This is a genomic window from Labedella endophytica (assembly GCF_003990045.1).
Lineage (GTDB): Bacteria > Actinomycetota > Actinomycetes > Actinomycetales > Microbacteriaceae > Labedella > Labedella endophytica.
This window is the reverse complement of the sequence record NZ_RZGZ01000002.1, coordinates 1,011,498-1,027,456: the sequence shown is the minus strand read 5'-3', so window position 1 is coordinate 1,027,456 and position 15,959 is coordinate 1,011,498. Positions and strand designations below refer to the sequence as shown.

14 protein-coding genes are annotated in these 15,959 nt (G+C 70.1%); 6 read left to right on the top strand and 8 right to left on the bottom strand.

Annotation, left to right across the window (positions count from 1 at the left end; all coding sequences use genetic code 11):
- Window positions 1-12: 12 nt before the first annotated feature.
- Window positions 13-1,353 (top strand): DUF6716 putative glycosyltransferase, encoded by a 1,341-nt coding sequence (locus tag ELQ94_RS08325; protein ID WP_127049063.1) that lies wholly within the window; start codon window positions 13-15, stop codon window positions 1,351-1,353.
- On the opposite strand, the gene ELQ94_RS08320 is transcribed toward ELQ94_RS08325, so the two are convergent.
- Both ELQ94_RS08320 and ELQ94_RS08315 read right to left on the bottom strand, forming a co-directional pair.
- Window positions 1,350-2,306 carry an NADP-dependent oxidoreductase gene (locus ELQ94_RS08320; protein WP_127050209.1) on the bottom strand — a complete coding sequence of 319 codons (957 nt, stop codon included), beginning with the start codon at window positions 2,304-2,306 and terminating at the stop codon, window positions 1,350-1,352. The two genes, ELQ94_RS08325 and ELQ94_RS08320, sit on opposite strands and share 4 nt — an antisense overlap.
- A 181-nt stretch (window positions 2,307-2,487) precedes the next feature.
- The gene (locus tag ELQ94_RS08315; RefSeq protein WP_127049062.1) at window positions 2,488-4,605 is read right to left on the bottom strand and encodes an MMPL family transporter; all 2,118 of its coding nucleotides are present in this window, start codon (window positions 4,603-4,605) and stop codon (window positions 2,488-2,490) included.
- 61 nt (window positions 4,606-4,666) lie between these two features.
- Here ELQ94_RS08315 and ELQ94_RS08310 point away from each other — a divergent pair, with 61 nt between their 5' ends.
- On the top strand, window positions 4,667-5,206 hold the full coding sequence (locus tag ELQ94_RS08310) for a MarR family winged helix-turn-helix transcriptional regulator (protein ID WP_208007586.1): 540 nt from the start codon (window positions 4,667-4,669) through the stop codon (window positions 5,204-5,206).
- A gap of 147 nt (window positions 5,207-5,353) precedes the next feature.
- On the opposite strand, the gene ELQ94_RS08305 is transcribed toward ELQ94_RS08310, so the two are convergent.
- The 4 genes from ELQ94_RS08305 to ELQ94_RS08290 all read right to left on the bottom strand — a co-directional run bounded on the left by ELQ94_RS08305 (window position 5,354) and on the right by ELQ94_RS08290 (window position 9,213).
- On the bottom strand, window positions 5,354-5,956 hold the full coding sequence (locus ELQ94_RS08305; protein ID WP_127049060.1) for a YqaJ viral recombinase family protein: 603 nt from the start codon (window positions 5,954-5,956) through the stop codon (window positions 5,354-5,356).
- Between the two features lie 145 nt (window positions 5,957-6,101).
- Window positions 6,102-6,848, bottom strand: coding sequence for a ThuA domain-containing protein (locus tag ELQ94_RS08300; RefSeq protein ID WP_127049058.1), 747 nt, complete (start codon window positions 6,846-6,848; stop codon window positions 6,102-6,104).
- Window positions 6,845-7,975, bottom strand: a complete 1,131-nt coding sequence (locus ELQ94_RS08295; RefSeq protein WP_127049056.1) for a Gfo/Idh/MocA family protein — start codon at window positions 7,973-7,975, stop codon at window positions 6,845-6,847. The genes ELQ94_RS08300 and ELQ94_RS08295 overlap by 4 nt, the downstream gene beginning before the upstream one ends.
- A 50-nt stretch (window positions 7,976-8,025) precedes the next feature.
- On the bottom strand, window positions 8,026-9,213 hold the full coding sequence (locus tag ELQ94_RS08290) for an ROK family transcriptional regulator (RefSeq protein ID WP_127049054.1): 1,188 nt from the start codon (window positions 9,211-9,213) through the stop codon (window positions 8,026-8,028).
- Window positions 9,214-9,350: 137 nt separating this feature from the next.
- Between ELQ94_RS08290 and ELQ94_RS08285 the strand changes: the two genes are divergently transcribed.
- From ELQ94_RS08285 to ELQ94_RS08270, 4 genes are all read left to right on the top strand, one after another.
- On the top strand, window positions 9,351-10,118 hold the full coding sequence (locus ELQ94_RS08285) for a sugar phosphate isomerase/epimerase family protein (RefSeq protein WP_127049052.1): 768 nt from the start codon (window positions 9,351-9,353) through the stop codon (window positions 10,116-10,118).
- Window positions 10,115-11,212, top strand: a complete 1,098-nt coding sequence (locus tag ELQ94_RS08280; protein WP_127049050.1) for a Gfo/Idh/MocA family protein — start codon at window positions 10,115-10,117, stop codon at window positions 11,210-11,212. The genes ELQ94_RS08285 and ELQ94_RS08280 overlap by 4 nt, the downstream gene beginning before the upstream one ends.
- A gap of 2 nt (window positions 11,213-11,214) precedes the next feature.
- Window positions 11,215-12,303 carry a Gfo/Idh/MocA family protein gene (locus ELQ94_RS08275; protein WP_127049048.1) on the top strand — a complete coding sequence of 363 codons (1,089 nt, stop codon included), beginning with the start codon at window positions 11,215-11,217 and terminating at the stop codon, window positions 12,301-12,303.
- Between the two features lie 79 nt (window positions 12,304-12,382).
- The gene (locus ELQ94_RS08270; RefSeq protein WP_127049046.1) at window positions 12,383-13,396 is read left to right on the top strand and encodes a sugar phosphate isomerase/epimerase family protein; all 1,014 of its coding nucleotides are present in this window, start codon (window positions 12,383-12,385) and stop codon (window positions 13,394-13,396) included.
- A gap of 89 nt (window positions 13,397-13,485) precedes the next feature.
- On the opposite strand, the gene ELQ94_RS08265 is transcribed toward ELQ94_RS08270, so the two are convergent.
- Both ELQ94_RS08265 and ELQ94_RS08260 read right to left on the bottom strand, forming a co-directional pair.
- Complete coding sequence (locus ELQ94_RS08265) at window positions 13,486-14,328, bottom strand: hypothetical protein (RefSeq protein ID WP_127049044.1); 843 nt, start codon at window positions 14,326-14,328, stop codon at window positions 13,486-13,488.
- A 106-nt stretch (window positions 14,329-14,434) separates the two neighbouring features.
- The gene (locus ELQ94_RS08260; protein ID WP_127049042.1) at window positions 14,435-15,925 is read right to left on the bottom strand and encodes an APC family permease; all 1,491 of its coding nucleotides are present in this window, start codon (window positions 15,923-15,925) and stop codon (window positions 14,435-14,437) included.
- Between the last annotated feature and the right edge of the window lie 34 nt (window positions 15,926-15,959).

The following is a 15,959-nucleotide window of genomic DNA, read 5'->3' as shown; positions in this document are numbered from 1 at the left end:
TCGGGTCCACGAGTGACGGGTCCTCGTTCGGCGGACGCTCGGAGGGCGGAGACCGTTCCCGAGCGTCGCTTCCTTGTCATCGGGGACACCGACTCCTACGTGAAGTGGGGCGCTGCGTTGGCCTCCCGCCTCCCGGACGGATGGGGGCGGGACCTCGTCGTCGTCCGCAATCCGATGCAACCGAGCGATCGCCAGCTCGCATCGGCCCTCGTGGGCAGCGTCTTCGATCCCGCCTCTGTGCGGTTCGTGGATCTCCCCGACCTCGATGCCCTCGTGCGCGCGGAAAGGCCTCAGGCCGTCCTGCTGTCGGTGCGAGGTCCCATGGTGCGGGTGCTCGTCCGGCACGTCGTCGACCGGTCCCGACGGCCGGTGATCGTCTCGGGGCTGCCGGGTATCACGATCCCCGCGAATCCCAAGGCCGTCGTGTACCGGGAGCAGGCGGACCTCGTCGTGCTCCACAGTCGACGCGAGGTCCGTGAGTTCACGGCGAACGCCGATCGCCTCGGCGTCCGTTCCCGCTTCGGTCTCGCGACATTCCCGTTCCTGGTGGACGCGGACCCCGAAGCGGCACCCGGCGCCGAGGGGACGGACGGTGACGGCGGGACACCGCGCCGCGACGCCGTCGTCTTCGCCGCGCAGGCGAAGGTCCCCTCCGGTCGGTCCGACCGGGTCCTCCTGCTGTCCTGGCTCGTCCGGCTCGCGCTGGTGCGACCCGATCTGCGGGTCGTCATCAAGGTCCGTGCGCGGGCGGGGGAGGCCCAGACCCACGCGGAGCGGTGGGACTACGCGACCCTGCTCGAGGCTCCAGACCTGCTCGATCTCGTGGGCGGCGACGTCCCCGAGAACGTCGTCGTCGCGGACGGGCCCATGGCCGAGCACCTCGAGGGTGCCGCCGCTCTCGTGACCGTCAGCTCGACGGCCGCCCTCGAGGCGGTGGCCGCCGGCGTGCCCGTCCTGCTCCCCTCGGACTTCGGTGTGAGTGAGAAGCTCATCAACCTCGTCTTCGAGGGCAGCGGTCTGTTCGGGGATGCCGAGGATCTCGTGGCTGGACGGTTCGCCCGCCCCGCGGCGTCCTGGCTCGACGACAACTACCTGCACGGCCGGGATGTCGACGACTGGGTCCGGACGCTCGACGAGCTCGTCGCCCGGCAGCAGACGGTGCCGACGCGCGTGAACCGACAGCGCTTCAATCGCGTGGGGTGGGGGCTTCGGCGAGCGTGGGAGCGCAAGCGCATGCTGGGTGACGTCGATCGCACCCTGAGCGGGCGGGTCGCCGTGCTCGTGGCGGTTCCCGCCCGACGCGCCGTCCGACTCGCCCGTCGCATCGCCCGATCGAGCCGGCCCGCCGCTTAGCTGTCGGCGACCTTGAGGACGAGCTTTCCCCTGGTGTGCCCGTCCTCGAGGGCCTCGTGGGCTGCTGCGGCATCGGCGAGATCGAACACCCGGTCGACGAACACCTTGACGTCGCCGGCCTCGAGGAGGCGGGTGATCGTCGAGAGGGTGTCGCCGTCCGGTGCCACCCGGTAGGTGGTGGCTCGGACCCCGGCGGCCTCCGCCTCATCGAGGAGGGTGGGCCAGCTCCCCGTCGGGGCGTTGACGATGAGCCCGCCCGGTCGGAGCACCCGCAAGGACCTCGAACCGGTGTCGCCGCCCACATTGCCGACGAGGTCGATGACCGCGTCCACCTCGCCGACGACGTCCTCGAATCGTGTGGTCGTGTGGTCGATCGCCACGGACGCCCCGAGCTCGCGCAACCACTCGAGGTTGCGGGTGGAGCCCGTGGCCGTGACGTGGGCGCCGAAGTACTTCGCGAACTGGACGGCGAAGTGGCCGACCCCTCCGCTCCCGGCGTGGATCAGGATGCGCTGCCCGTCGTGCGCCTTCGCGAGCTCGACGACCATGCCCCACGCGGTGAGGGCGGCGACGGGCACGGCAGCGGCCTCGACGTGGGAGAGGGTGGGGGGCTTCCGAGCCACGCTCAGGCTGGGGACAGCGATGTATTGGGCGTAGCTGCCCGAGTAGCGCGGGACGGGTACGACGCCGTACACCTCGGTACCGGGACGCAGGGGGTGCGCCTCGTACGGCGACCGGACGACGACGCCGCTGAAGTCCTGACCGAGCACGGCCGGGTACGCGGCGATGGCCGAGGCGACGCCGTCTCCCGCTCTCGTCTTCGCATCGAGCGGGTTCACTCCGGCCGCGACGACCCGCACGAGGAACTCCGACCCGGTCGGAGCGGGGACGGGCCCCGACGCGGTGTGGAGGACAGATGGGTCACCGGTCCCGTCGATGACGGCCGCCGTCATCGACGGTGGGATCTCGTCGAGCGGAACCTCAGCCGATCGTGCCTGCCATGCATCCCTCACACCCAGTCGCATCGCGTGCACTCCCCTGTGATCCCGCCGTCGTCCACGCGGTGGAGGATGAGGCTCTCTAACGAACGGATCCAGTCAAGTCAGGCAATGATTCCGGGGTGTTACGGCGGCGTCAACTCCCAGATAACTCTCGTGTTTCGCGCTCGTTTCGTGCGCCCGTGGCGGGTTCGCGAGCCGCCTCCAGGGGTGCATTGGTCGGCCACCAGAAGGCGTCGCCCGTGAGGAAGACGAGGGCGGGGACGAGCACCGTGCGCACTACGAGAGTGTCGAGGAGGACGCCGATGCACACGATGATGCCGACCTGGGTGAGAGCGACGACGGGCAGGACGCCGAGTACGGCGAAGACGGCGGCGAGGAGGATGCCGGCGCTCGTGATGACGCCTCCGGTGGAGGCGAGCGCGCGGATCATGCCCTCGCGGGTCCCGTGCAGTACGCGCTCCTCTCTCGCCCTCGTGGTGAGGAAGATGTTGTAGTCCACCCCGAGTGCAACGAGGAACAGGAACGCGTAGAGCGTGACGTTGGCGTCGAAGGCCGGGAAGTCGAGCACGTTCAGGAAGAGCCAGTTGCCCGCACCGAGGCTCGCGAAGAAGGTCGCGAGCACGCTCGCGATCAGGAGGACGGGAGCGACGAGCGACCGCAGGAGCAGGGCGAGGATCACGAACACGATCGCGAGGATGATCGGCACGATGAGTGCGAGGTCGGCCGCGGCGGCGTCCCCCGTATCGAGGGCGGTCGCGTCCGATCCGCCCACGAGGGCGTCGGACACCGCTCCGTCCGCGTCGGCGATCGCCGCCCGCATCGAGCGGATGGTGTCGAAGGCCGCCTCGCTCTCCGGTTCCGCGTCGAGGGTCACGGAGACGGCCGTGAGCGTCCCGTCGCTCTCCCCGGCCTGGACGGTGTCGACGCCGTCGAGGTCCCCGACGAGGGAGGCGGTGTCGTCGGCCGCGCCGTCCGGGGTGAGGACGGTCGTCCGGCTCGTGAGACCGGCGGAGAACGATGTGTCGATGGTCTCCTGCGCGAGCACGGAGTCCGGGCTGCCGAGGAATTGGTCCGTCTGGGACAGCCCGACGGTGTAGCCGCCGAGGCCGAGCAGGAGTGCGCCGATGCCGGCGATGGACGCGGTCGCGACGATCGCCGGTCGCCGCGAGACACCGCGACCGAGACGCGTCCAGAACCCCGGTCGCTGCGCGCGGTGGGCCCTGTGTCCGACGCGGGGGACGAATGGCCAGAACAACCCTCGTCCGCACACGACGAGCGCGGCGGGCAGGACGACGAGGGCGAAGACGATCGCGATCACCACACCGACCGCGCACGCGAAACCGAGAGCCCGGTTGCCGGAGAGCGAGGCGAGCAGGAGGGTCAGGAGGCTGAGGGCGACGGTGCCACCGCTCGCCGCGATCGCGGGGCCAGCGCTCCGGACGGCCGTGGTCATGGCCCGGTGCCGGTCCTCCTGCACGAGGAGCTCCTCCCGGTACCGCGCGACGAGCAGGAGCGCGTAGTTCGTGCCAGCGCCGAACACGAGCACGGACAGGATTCCGCCGACGGAGGCGTCGATCGTCACCCCCGCGGCCTCGGCGAGGGCGGTCGCGACGATCCGGGCGAGGCCGTCCGCCGTTCCGACGACAGCCAGCGGGACGATCCAGAGCACGGGGCTCCTGTACGTCACGATGAGGAGGACGGCGACGACGATGACCGTGACGAGCAGGAGGCGGACGTCGGCGCCGGCGAAGGCGTCCGCGACGTCGTCCTGGAATCCGACGGGGCCCGTGAGGCGCGCGTCGAGGCCGTCGGGGAGTTCCACGGAAGCGAGGGCTCTGATCTCGTCGGCGGTGCCGGCCACGTCGTCCTCGACGGTGCTCGCGTCGAGGGGAACGGCCACGAGGGCGGCCGCACCGTCGTCGCTCACCTGGGGCCTCACCGCTTCCGGGGTCGTCGAGATGTCGGCGAGGTCGGCCGCGCGCTCCGTGATCGCGGCGACGTCGTCGTCCGAGAGTTCATTGCCGTCGCGGCTCCAGACCACGATCCCCACGGTCGAGTCGGCCGAGGGGAACTCGTCGAGCAGGGCCGCCACACGAGCGGACTCGGCGGACTCGGGCAGGCCGGCGGCCGGGAAGCTGTCCGCCTCCGCGGACGGCACGACCGCGAAGAGGAGGCCGATGGTGGCCGCGGAGAGCGCGAGCGTGACCCATGCCGTGATGCGCCCGCTCACGAACCGCGCGATCGTCGTCATTCTCGTTCCATTCTGTAGACCACTAAATGTTTTAGCTATCGCAGGTATTAGCATGTCTGACATGGGTGATCAGCGCAAGCCGGACGATGTCCCGGCACCGGACGCCGCGTCGATGCGGGAGAGATATGCGGACCAGATGCCGCCCGACTTCCCGGAGCCGTCTCCCATCCCCCTGCTGATCCGGGAGATCTTCCAGCTGTCGCAGCGGTTCGAACGTCGACTCGGGGCGAGCCTCTCGGTGAACACGACCGATCTCGCGGCGATGGAACACCTGATGCAGAACGGGCCGATGACCCCGAGTGAATTGGCGACCCGCCTCGAGATGTCGACGGCGGCGACCACCCATGTGATCGACCGGCTCGTGGCCGTCGGTCACGTCGAGCGCCGCCCCCACCCCGTCGACCGCCGGAAGATCGTCGTCATCCCCGCTCCCGCTTCGGTCGCGCGGGCGTTCGACGAACTCGCTCCGATGATCGCCGGGGTCGGCGCGGCCGCCGCGGCCTACGATCCCGAGGAACAAGCGGTCATCGCCGGCTTCCTCGGTTCCGTCGTCGACCTGTATGCGGGACTCGTCGACGAACGCTCGACGTCCGGCTCGTAGCCGGACGGTCGCCGGCGGCTGTTCGACGACACAGGCGGATCGCTCGGTCGCTCGGCCGGACGGCGGCGGTCAGCCGGAGGCGTGAGAACCCCGGCGCTCGAACAGCGACGGTCGGACGGTCGGTCCGCGAAGGCCGGACAGCCGCGGTCAGACGGCGCGACGCTCCGGTGGGTTGGTGCGCCGGTGGAGCTCGTCGATGAGGGCGGAGGCGAGGGTGACGAGGGCGCCGATCTCGCGATCGTCCCGGTCGACCCAGGCGCTAAGGGGCTCGTCGTCCACGGGCACGAAACCCTGGTGCTGCTCCCACACCACGAGCGTGCGCTCGGCTCCGAGCACGTACTGCTGCCACCACACCTGGCGGAGGTAGTGTCGGGGGATCGAGCGCCACGCCTTCGCCGTCGTCTTGATCTCGCAGAGGAGCAGGCGGCCGTCGTGCGTCTCCGCGAGGCCGTCCGGCGTGGCCAGGTGACGACGTTCCTCCGCCGCGTGGTACAGAGCGGACGAGGGGCGGATCCCGTGCGTCGCCGCGACCCAGCGGGCGATCTCGGGCTCGCGGATCCGACCGTGGTCGGTGTAGCGGTTGCCGCTGAAGTTCGTGCCGTGGAGTTTCGCGGTGGCAGCGACGTCGATCGATCGCGGGGTCGAGAGCTTCGCGACGTCGGTGGCGGTGATCCCGCGTGATCGAGCACGCAGCCACGAGACCCGGTCGGTCGAGTCGGCCACGAGGCGATCGCGGTAGGTCAGGAGCACTGGTCCATTCTGCCCCCTCCCCACCGACTCCCCGCCCTCACACGCCGCCTCGCGGCCCCGCGCCCCAGAGAGGTAGAGCGTTTGCGCCGAATCGCGGCACTGTGCCGCCTCGTATCGGCGCAAACGCTCTATCTCGGGAGAGGGGTCAGGAGGGCAGGTACCAGCCGCGGGCGGGGTTGTCGACCGACGGGATCTCGCGCGCGACGGCGGGAGCGGCGACGGGCGCCGCCCACTGCACGCCGTTCGCGAGGACGCGGCGGATCTGGGGGTGGAAGTACACGGGGTACTCCTGGTCGCCGGGGCTGAAGTAGAAGATCCGGCCGTGCCCGCGCGTGAACGTGACGCCCGAGCGGAACACCTCTCCGCCCGCGAACGAGCTGATGAAGACCAGGTCGTCCGGCGTCGGGATGTCGAAGAGCTCCCCGTACATCTCCTGGTGCTCGATGACGATGGGGTGCTCGACCCCCGCGGCGATCGGGTGCGTGGGCGCCACGGTCCACACGAGTTCCCGCTCGGCTTCGTTGCGCCACTTGAGCGAGCACGTCGTCCCGAGCAGTCGCGTGAAGATCTTCGAGAAGTGCCCGGAGTGCAGGACGAGCAGACCCATGCCCGACAGGACGCGCTGCTTCACCCGCTCGACGATCGCGTCGTCGACCTGATCATGCGCGATGTGGCCCCACCAGAGCAGCACGTCGGTCTCGGCGAGCACCTCCTCGCTGAGGCCGTGCTCGGGATCGGCGAGCGTCGCCGTGCGTACGGCGACCTCGCCGCCGAGCAGCTCGCTGAGACCCTCGGCGATCGCGCCGTGGATGCCGGCGGGGTAGATGGCGGCGATGTCGGGCTGGGTCGCCTCGTGGACGCCCTCGTTCCAGACGAGTACTCGGATGGTCATCGGACTGCCTCTCCGTCGGTGATGGTCAGATCGTGGTCGAGGCGCACCTCGGCGCCGATACGCGCGGACTCGTAGGCCGCGTCGATGATGCGTGCACGCCCGAGGGCGAGGCTGCCGTCGTGGTCGCGCCAGGACGACTCGTCGGCGACGAACTCGAGGAAGGTGTCGACGACGGCGGCGTGCCCACGACCCGGGTCGGCCTCGACGCGTACGTCGATCTCCTCCTCCGCGTTCCCGCGGAAGATCGTGAGCTCGCCGGAGGGGGCGTAGTCGACGACGCGGAGGTCCGCTCCGCCGTCGGTTCCGTACAGGGTGATGCCGAACTCGTCACCCGTCGAGCGATAGGCCGCCCAGCTGGTCTCGAGCACGATCGAACCGCCGCCCTCGAGCCGCAGCAGGAGGCTCGCGAGGTCCTCGACCTCGTAGGCGGAGCCGACCTGCTGCTTGTCGGAGACCGCGCCACCGAGTCCGCGGGGACCCAGCTCCGAGTGGGTGACGGCCGAGACGGCGAGCACCCGAGGCTCGCCGAAGAGGTGGAGTGCATAGTCGAGCACGTGCACGCCGAGGTCGATGAGGGGTCCACCTCCGGCCATGTCCTTGTTCGTGAACCAGCTGCCGAGGGCCGGGATGCCCGAGCGGCGGAGCCACGTGGCGCGCGCGTGGTAGGGACGGCCGATGCTGCCGTCGTCGATCGCGGCCTTGAGCGCCTCCACGTCACCGCGGCGGCGGTGGTTGAAGGCGATCTCGAGCACGCGGCCGGCGCTCTGCGCCGCGGCGACCATGGCCTCGGCCTCGTCGGCGGTGCGCGCGATCGGCTTCTCGCACAGGACGTGCAGTCCGGCCTCCAGTGCCCCGACGCTGATCGGGGCGTGCAGGAAGGTCGGTACGGCGACGCTCACGGCGTCGAGGCCCCCGGCGGCGACGAGGTCCTTCCAATCGCTGTAGACGTTCGGTACGCCGAATTTCTCCTGAAGCTCGGCGCGCGGGCCGTCCTCCATGCCGGCGATCGCCACGAGCTCGACGCCGTCGAGCGCGTCGTACGCCGCCATGTGCTGCTGCCCGGCCCAGCCGAGCCCGACGACACCGACCCGGAGCGGGGCGGTGGTTCGTGGTGTGGTGGTGGTCATCGATGTCCTCCAGTGGGTGGTGGTTGAGGGGATGTGTGGGGTCTGTGGATTCAGGGGCCGGCGAGGTCCCAGGCGTCCGACGTGGAGAGGACGGCCTGGATCACCATGATCGCGGCGCCGGTAACGCCGGCCGTCTCGTTCGAGCGGGACTGGACGATGCTGAGGTGCTGGGTCGCGAGGGGGATGGAGCGACGATAGACCGTTTCGCGCACGCCGGCGATGAGTTGCTCGCCGGCCCGAGAGATGCTGCCGCCGACGACGATGACGGACGGGTTGAGCAGGTTGACGACGCTCGCGAGCACCGCCCCGATCTCACGACCGGCCTCCCGCACGAGGGCGAGCGCCTCGCGGTTCCCCTGTCGGACGAGGGCGACGACGTCCGCGCTCGAGTGCGCATCGATGCCGCGCTCTCGGAGGAGGGCGGCGATCGCCGGTCCACTCGCGATCCCTTCGAGATCGCGGTCGTCGTCCGATGCGCGCGTGGAATCCGGGTGCCAGGGCACGTGCACGTGGCCGAGATCTCCCGCGGATCCCTGGGCTCCGCGCTGGAGAGCCCCGCCCGCCACGACGCCGGCGCCGATACCCGTGGAGACCTTCACGAAGACGAGGTCGTCGGCGTCCGGCCACGCCGTCGCGTGTTCCCCGAGGGCGAGGATGTTGACGTCGTTGTCGACGAGCACGGGCACGTCGAAGGTACGTCGCAGTCGGGCGGGCACGTCGAAGCGGTCCCACCCTGGCATGATCGGCGGGTTCACCGGCCGGCCCGTCGAGTGCTCGACCGGCCCGGGGACGCCGACCCCGACGCCGACGAGGTCCGTCGCGGGTCGGCCGCCGGCCTCGAGCAGCTGGCGTCCCGTGGTGGCCGCCCACTCGAGGACGGCCTCGGGCCCGGCGGCGATGTCGAGTTGCGAGGTGGTGTGGTCGAGGAGCGTCCCGGCCAGATCCGTGATCGCCACGGTCCCGTGGGTGGCCCCGAGGTCGATGGCGAGGACGATGCGCGAGGACGGGAGGAACGCGATCCGGGCCGGGGGCCGGCCGCCGGACGAGGCGGCTTCTCCGGCGGGGCCGACGAGGCCGAGGCTGATGAGGGTGTCGACGCGAGCGGAGACCGTCGATCGAGAGAGCCCGGTGATCTCCATGATCTCGGACCGGGTGCGCGGAACGCCGTCGCGGAGCAGATGGAGGATCTCGCCGACACCGGAGCCGCGCGTCGATGCGAGGCGACTGAGCTCGACCATGTTTCGAGTAAAGCACACGCAACTATGTGCGGGCCAGGGGTCACTTTTGATTGACAGACAGCAAAAGTCCGTGGCAGGTTGGGTGCGGGCACCGGTGCGCCCGCACCGACGCGACCATCCGACCTCGAGGAGAACCATTGACCTCCCCCCAGCTTTCCGTCCAGCTCTACACCGTCCGTGAGCAGGCGGCCGAGGATCTCGGTGCGACCCTGCAGCGCATCTCCGACATCGGCTACGAGCTCATCGAGCCGTACGGCTTCGTGAACTTCGGCCCCGCTCTCGGTGAGGCGCTGCGCGCGTCGGGACTCCGCGCCCCGACGACCCACCAGGGTTTCATCGGACAGGGCGAGGCCGAGCTCGACGAGGTCTTCTCGAAGGCCGCGGCACTCGGCATCGAGACCGTCATCGACCCGCACGTGCCCACGGAGCGCTGGCAGAACGCGGAAGACGTCCGCGCCACCGCCGAGGCCCTCAACGTCGCGGCAGCAGTGGCCTCGCGTCACGGAGTCCGCGTCGGGTACCACAACCACGCCCACGAGATCGACTCGAAGATCGAGGGCGAGACGGCCCTGGAATTCTTCGCCGGACTCCTCGACGACGGAGTCGTCCTCGAGGTGGACACCTACTGGGTCGTTGTCGGCGGCGAGGACCCCGTCGCCCTGCTCGGCCGACTCGGTGATCGCGTCGTCGCGATCCACGTGAAGGACGGATCGGGCACATCCGATGTGACCGAGCAGGTGGCCGTCGGTTCGGGCACGCTGCCCGTCGCGGACATCGTCGCGGCCGTCCCGAACGCGCTGCACGTCGTCGAGCTCGACGACTCGAAGGGTGACCGCTTTGAAGCGATCGCCGAGAGCTACGCATTCCTCACCGCCCTCGCGGCATCGAACGGAGACGACAAGTGAGCACCGGTCCCGTCGGCGTCGGCATCATCGGCGCGGGAGTCATCAGCACCCAGTACCTCGAGAACCTCACCGTCTTCCCCGACGTCGAGGTGCGATTCATCGCGGACCTCGACCTCGAGCGGGCGGCCGCTCAGGCGTCGACGTTCTCCATCGCGGCCTCCGGAACGGTCGACGAGCTCCTCGCAGACGACGCGATCGAGATCGTCGTGAACCTCACCATCCCGAAGGTCCACGTCCAGGTGGCCGAGCAGATCCTCGCCGCGGGCAAGCACGTGTGGAGCGAGAAGCCGTTCGCCCTCGACCGCGTGAGCGGCCAGGGTCTGCTCGACGCGGCCCACGCAGCCGGCCTGCGCGTCGCGACAGCGCCGGACACGTTCCTCGGTGCGGGTATCCAGTCCTCGCGCCGGTTGATCGAGTCGGGCGGGATCGGCGCCCCGCTCACGGCACTGACGCTCATGCAGGGCCCCGGCCCCGAGTCGTGGCACCCCAACCCCGACTTCCTCTTCCAGGAGGGCGCGGGCCCGTTGTTCGACATCGGCCCGTACTACATCACGACGCTCGTGCAGTTCTTCGGTCCCGTGAAGCGGGTGTCCGCGGTCGCGTCGAAGGCGAAGGCGTCGCGCGTGATCGGTTCGGGACCGCGCGCGGGTGAGAGCTTCGATGTCACGGTGCCGACGCACGTCGCCGCGCTCTTCGAGTTCGAGAGCGGCCAGACCGCGCAGTCCGTCTTCAGTTTCGACTCGAAGCTCCGCCGGACGCAGTTCGAGGTCGCCGGGGTCGACGGCACGCTCACCGTTCCGGACCCGAACACCTTCGACGGCGACCTGCTCGTTCAGGGCGACGAGGACGAGCCGCGCACCGTTTCGGCCGTCGGTTCGACGTTCTCGCGCGGCACCGGTGTCGTGGAGCTCGCCCGGGCGATCCGGGCCGGCGTGCCCGAGCGCGCCTCCGGTGAGTTGGCCTTCCACGTGCTCGACGTCATGCAGTCGACGATCGAGGCCGGAGAGAGCGGCACGCCCGTCGATGTCGCCAGTTCGGTCGAGGTCGCGCCCGCGCTGCCGGAAGCGTGGGACCCGTCGGAGCGGACGCTCTGATCATGGCGTTCGCGACGGGCCTCGGGGTCGGAATCGTCGGCGGCGGCTTCATGGCCGAGGTGCACTCGCGCGCGTCGCGCGCAGCCGGGGCGCAGCTCATCGGCATCGCGTCGTCGTCGCCTGCCCGCTCCGACTCCGCCGCCGAGCGGCTCGGGATCGAGCGGGGGTTCGCGTCGCTCGACGACCTCGTGGACGACCCGCGGATCGGGGTCGTGCACGTGTGCACCCCCAACGCCCTCCACGCCGAGCAGGCGGAACGGGTCGTCGCCGCGGGCAAGCACGTCGTGTGCGAGAAGCCCCTCGCCACGACGGTCGCGGATGCGCGGCGGCTGACCGATGCGGCCGATGCTGCCGCGGTCGTCGCGAGCGTGCCGTTCGTCTATCGCTTCCATCCGCTCGTCCGAGAGGCACGTGCGCGCGTCGCCGCCGGCGAGACCGGCCGGCTCCTGACGATCAACGCGTCCTACCTGCAGGACTGGCTCCTGCAGTCCTCGGACGACAACTGGCGCGTGGACGAGGCCGCCGGTGGACGCTCCCGTGCCTTCGCGGACATCGGGTCCCACCTCGTCGACCTCGTCGAGTTCGTGACGGGGGACCGGGTGGTACGAGTCGCCGCCGCGAAACGCACGTTCTTCGCGGATCGCGCCGAACACAGCGCCGTCACCACGGAAGACGCCGTCGCCGCCACGGTCGAGACGGCGTCGGGTGCGATCGGCACCTTCCTCGTGTCGCAAGTGGCGCCCGGACGGAAGAACCGGCTCCTCGTCGAGATCTCGGGCGACGCCGAGTCGATCGTCTTCGACCAGGAGCAGCCGGAGACGATCTGGCTCGGGCGGCGGAGCGGAAGCGTCGTCCTCCCGCGCGATGCCGAACAGCTCGCGCCGGACGCCGCGCGGCTCGTCGCCGTACCGGCCGGTCACGCGCAGGGGTACCAGGACGCGTTCAACGCGTTCGTCGCCGACACGTATGCGGCCATCCGCGGAGAGGACCCGGGGGGACTCCCCGTCTTCGCCGACGGTCTCCGGGCCGGACTCGTGACGGAGGCCGTCATGGGCGCCGCCGATTCCGGCGCCTGGGTCGACGTCGCCTAGGGCGATCCACACCCGGCTCAGCCCGCAGGAACACCCGTCCCGGCCCGATCGGCTGGACGCACTCATCGAGGAGAACGTCATGACCGAATCCACCCATCCCGTCACCCTGTTCACCGGGCAGTGGGCCGACCTCCCGTTCGAGGAAGTCGCTCGACTCGCCTCCGAATGGGGTTACGACGGTCTCGAGATCGCCGCGTCCGGCGACCACCTCGACCTGAAGCGGGCCGACGAGGACGACGCCTACCTTGCGAGCCGGCTCGAGATCCTCGATCGCTACGACCTCAAGGTGTGGGCGATCTCGAACCACCTCGGCGGCCAGGCCGTGTGCGACGATCCCATCGACTTCCGGCACAAGGCCATCCTGCGGCCGTACGTGTGGGGCGATGGCGACGCCGAAGGAGTCCGACAGCGGGCCGCCGAGGACATGAAGCGCTCGGCCCGTGTCGCGCGGAAACTCGGCGTCGACACGGTCGTCGGCTTCACGGGATCGAAGATCTGGCCGTACGTCGCGATGTTCCCGCCCGTCGGCGCCGACGTCATCGACGCGGGCTACGAGGACTTCGCGAACCGCTGGAACCCGATCCTCGACGTCTTCGACGACGAGGGCGTGAGGTTCGCCCACGAGGTTCACCCGTCCGAGATCGCCTACGACCACTGGACGAGCGTGCGGACGCTCGAGGCGATCGGGCGGCGCCCGGCCTTCGGCTTCAACTGGGACCCGTCGCACATGATGTGGCAGGGCGTCGACACCGTCGGGTTCATCTGGGACTTCCAGGACCGGATCTACCACGTCGACTGCAAGGACACGCGCCTGCGCCCGAACACCGGTCGACCGGGCGTCCTCGGCTCCCACCTCCCCTGGGGCGACCCGCGTCGCGGGTGGGACTTCGTCTCCACGGGCCACGGCGACGTGCCGTGGGAGGACGCCTTCCGCGCACTCGACGCGATCGGCTACGACGGGCCCATCTCCATCGAGTGGGAGGACGCCGGCATGGACCGTCTCCACGGTGCGAAGGAGGCCATCGGCTACATCCGCTCGCTGTTGTGGAAGCGCCCGGAGGCGTCCTTCGACGCGGCTTTCAGCAACCAGTAGTCTCGACCGCTACACAGTCAGCCGACCGCGCCACGATCTCGTGGCGCGGTCGGCGTTTCCTGTAGCGGTCACCGAATCGGCGGCCCGGCTCAGCCGAGGGGGACGGTGCCCTGCGGCGTCTCCACGTGCAGGGTGACCTCGTGGGCCTCCGGCCACCGCTCGACCTCGTTCGTCGGCTCGGCGCCGTCGTCCGTCACCTCGACGATCTCGAGGGACGACAGGCGGCCCTCCCCGATGCCGAGGGTCACGACGTAGAGCGTTCCGTCGTCCGTCGCGAATCGCGCGGTCACGGGGAACGCGGCGTTCCCCGGCACGGCCAGAGGAGCGTCGTCGGCCACGACGAACTGCACGAACGACGGCGAACGGAATCGTTCGTCCGTGAAGGTCCGCTCGCGTGCCGTGACGAGCTGCGAACGCAGTTCGGGGGCGCCGAAGGAATCCGTTCGCGCGAGGAGCGCGGCGGTGAGGACACGGACCGTGTCGGACAGGGGACGGTCCTCCCAACCGAAGGGCTCGTCGCCGAGGTCGGCCTGGCGCTCGGCGACGGCACGATCGGCGAGGAACGTGGCGGCGGCGAACGCCGCGCCCGTCGCTGCGAGCACGAGCCGCGGTCGGTGCACGCCCATCCGCTGGAGCCCCCGCTGCATCCGTGCGTCGATCGCCTCTCCGGCCCCCATCAGACCGAAGGTGGCCCCGGTCGCCCCGATCGTCGTCCCGACACGGACCTCCACGGATGCGGTCTCGTGGCGCACGGTCACCCATGTCATCGCGGCCGCGAGGCCGGCGATCGTCGTCCGGTAGAGCGCGCGGGCTCCCGGACGGAGAGGCCCGGGATCGATGAGGGACAGCGCGCCGATGACGACCGTCGATGCGACGCCGAACTCGATGCTGTGCGGGTCCGCCAGGCGACGGAAGGAGGAGAGGTCAGCCACGCATCGAGCCTAACCGCCTCCCCTTCCGACGTGGACCCCGTCGCGGATGTGCGGACATCGGTCCTCGCGCGCTCACCCGACACGACCGATGTCCGCACATCGAGGGTCAGGCGAGCTGCTGATCCTGCGCGAGGCGCGAGTGCCGACGACCGTACAGGAGGTAGATCGCAGCACCGATGATCAACCAGACGAGGAACCGCGCCCACGTCAGGGTCGTGAGGTTGAGCATCAGCCAGAGGCACAGCGCCGCCGAGATGATCGGCAGGACAGGGGACCACGGCATCCGGTAGGCGATGTCGCGGTTCGGGTACTTCCTCCGCAGCACGATCACCGAGATGCTCACGAGCACGAACGCCGACAGTGTTCCGATGTTGATCATCTCCTCGAGGATCCCGACGTCCGTCAGTCCGGCGAGCAGAGCGACCACCGCTCCCGCGCCGATCTGCAGACGGATGGGCGTGTGTCGCGTCGCCGAGGTCTTGCTCCAGGACCGGGGGAGGAGGCCGTCGCGGCTCATCGAGAACAGGATGCGTGCGAGGCCGAGCAGCAGCACCATGATCACCGTGGTGAGTCCGAGGAGGATGCTCACCGAGATCACCTGGGCGGCCCAGTCGGCTCCCACGGCGATGAAGGCGGTCGCGAGCGAGGGCGCTTCCGCCTCGGCCAGCACCGTGTACGGCACCATGCCCGTCAGGACGATGCTGACGCCGATGTAGAGGACCGTGACGATGCCGAGTCCGAGGAAGATCCCGAGCGGCAGGTTCTTCTTCGGGTTCTTGACCTCCTCGGCGCTCGTCGCGACGACGTCGAAGCCGATGAAGGCGAAGAACACGATCGACGCCCCGGCGAGCAGGCCGAAGACGCCGTAGGTCGCCGGCTCGGCGCCCGAGAGGAAGGAGAAGAGGGACTGCGTCCAGACGTCCGACGCGCCTCCCCCGGTCGGCTGGGCCGGAGGGATGAAGGGGGAGAAATTCGCGGGGTTCACGTAGAACGCGCCGACGACGATCACGAAGAGGACCGTCACGACCTTGATGACGGTGAAGACGGAACTCACGCGCGCCGAGAGCTTCGTCCCGAGGGCGAGCAGGGTCGTGAAGATCGCGACGATGAGGAACGCGCCCCAGTTCACCTCGAGCCCGAGCACGGGGATCGTCGGCGCGATGCTGAGGCCCCAGATGTTGAACACCTCGTCGAGGTAGACGCCCCAGTAGCTCGCGATCACCGCGGCCGCCGTGAGCATCTCGAGGATGAGGTCCCAGCCGATGATCCAGGCGAGCCCCTCGCCGAGGGTCGCGTAGGTGAAGGTGTAGGCGGAACCGGCGACCGGCACGCTCGACGCGAACTCCGCGTAGGCCATGATCGCGAGGGCGCACGTGATGGCGGCGAGGATGAAGCCGATCGAGATCGACGGACCGGCGTAGTTGGCCGCGGCGTTCGCCCCGACCGAGAAGATGCCGGCTCCGACCGCGACCGCGACACCCATGACCGCGAGGTCCCACCAGGTAAGGGAACGAGTCAGGGTGCGGCCTGCGGCATGCGAGTCCGCGATCGAGGCCTCGATGCTCTTCGTGCGCGTGAGGCTGGAGAGGAATGACATGGTGGAGCTCCTCGTGCTGTGCGGGGGACCGCAC

Bases quoted from the DNA above. Each gene is read 5' to 3' on its own strand.
- ELQ94_RS08295 (WP_127049056.1), bottom strand. From the start codon at position 7,975: ATGACCACCACCACACCACGAACCACCGCCCCGCTCCGGGTCGGTGTC.
- ELQ94_RS08290 (WP_127049054.1), bottom strand. From the start codon at position 9,213: ATGGTCGAGCTCAGTCGCCTCGCATCGACGCGCGGCTCCGGTGTCGGC.
- ELQ94_RS08320 (WP_127050209.1), bottom strand. From the start codon at position 2,306: ATGACGGCGGCCGTCATCGACGGGACCGGTGACCCATCTGTCCTCCAC.
- ELQ94_RS08275 (WP_127049048.1), top strand. From the start codon at position 11,215: ATGGCGTTCGCGACGGGCCTCGGGGTCGGAATCGTCGGCGGCGGCTTC.
- ELQ94_RS08315 (WP_127049062.1), bottom strand. From the start codon at position 4,605: ATGACGACGATCGCGCGGTTCGTGAGCGGGCGCATCACGGCATGGGTC.
- ELQ94_RS08270 (WP_127049046.1), top strand. From the start codon at position 12,383: ATGACCGAATCCACCCATCCCGTCACCCTGTTCACCGGGCAGTGGGCC.
- ELQ94_RS08300 (WP_127049058.1), bottom strand. From the start codon at position 6,848: ATGACCATCCGAGTACTCGTCTGGAACGAGGGCGTCCACGAGGCGACC.
- ELQ94_RS08260 (WP_127049042.1), bottom strand. From the start codon at position 15,925: ATGTCATTCCTCTCCAGCCTCACGCGCACGAAGAGCATCGAGGCCTCG.
- ELQ94_RS08310 (WP_208007586.1), top strand. From the start codon at position 4,667: ATGGGTGATCAGCGCAAGCCGGACGATGTCCCGGCACCGGACGCCGCG.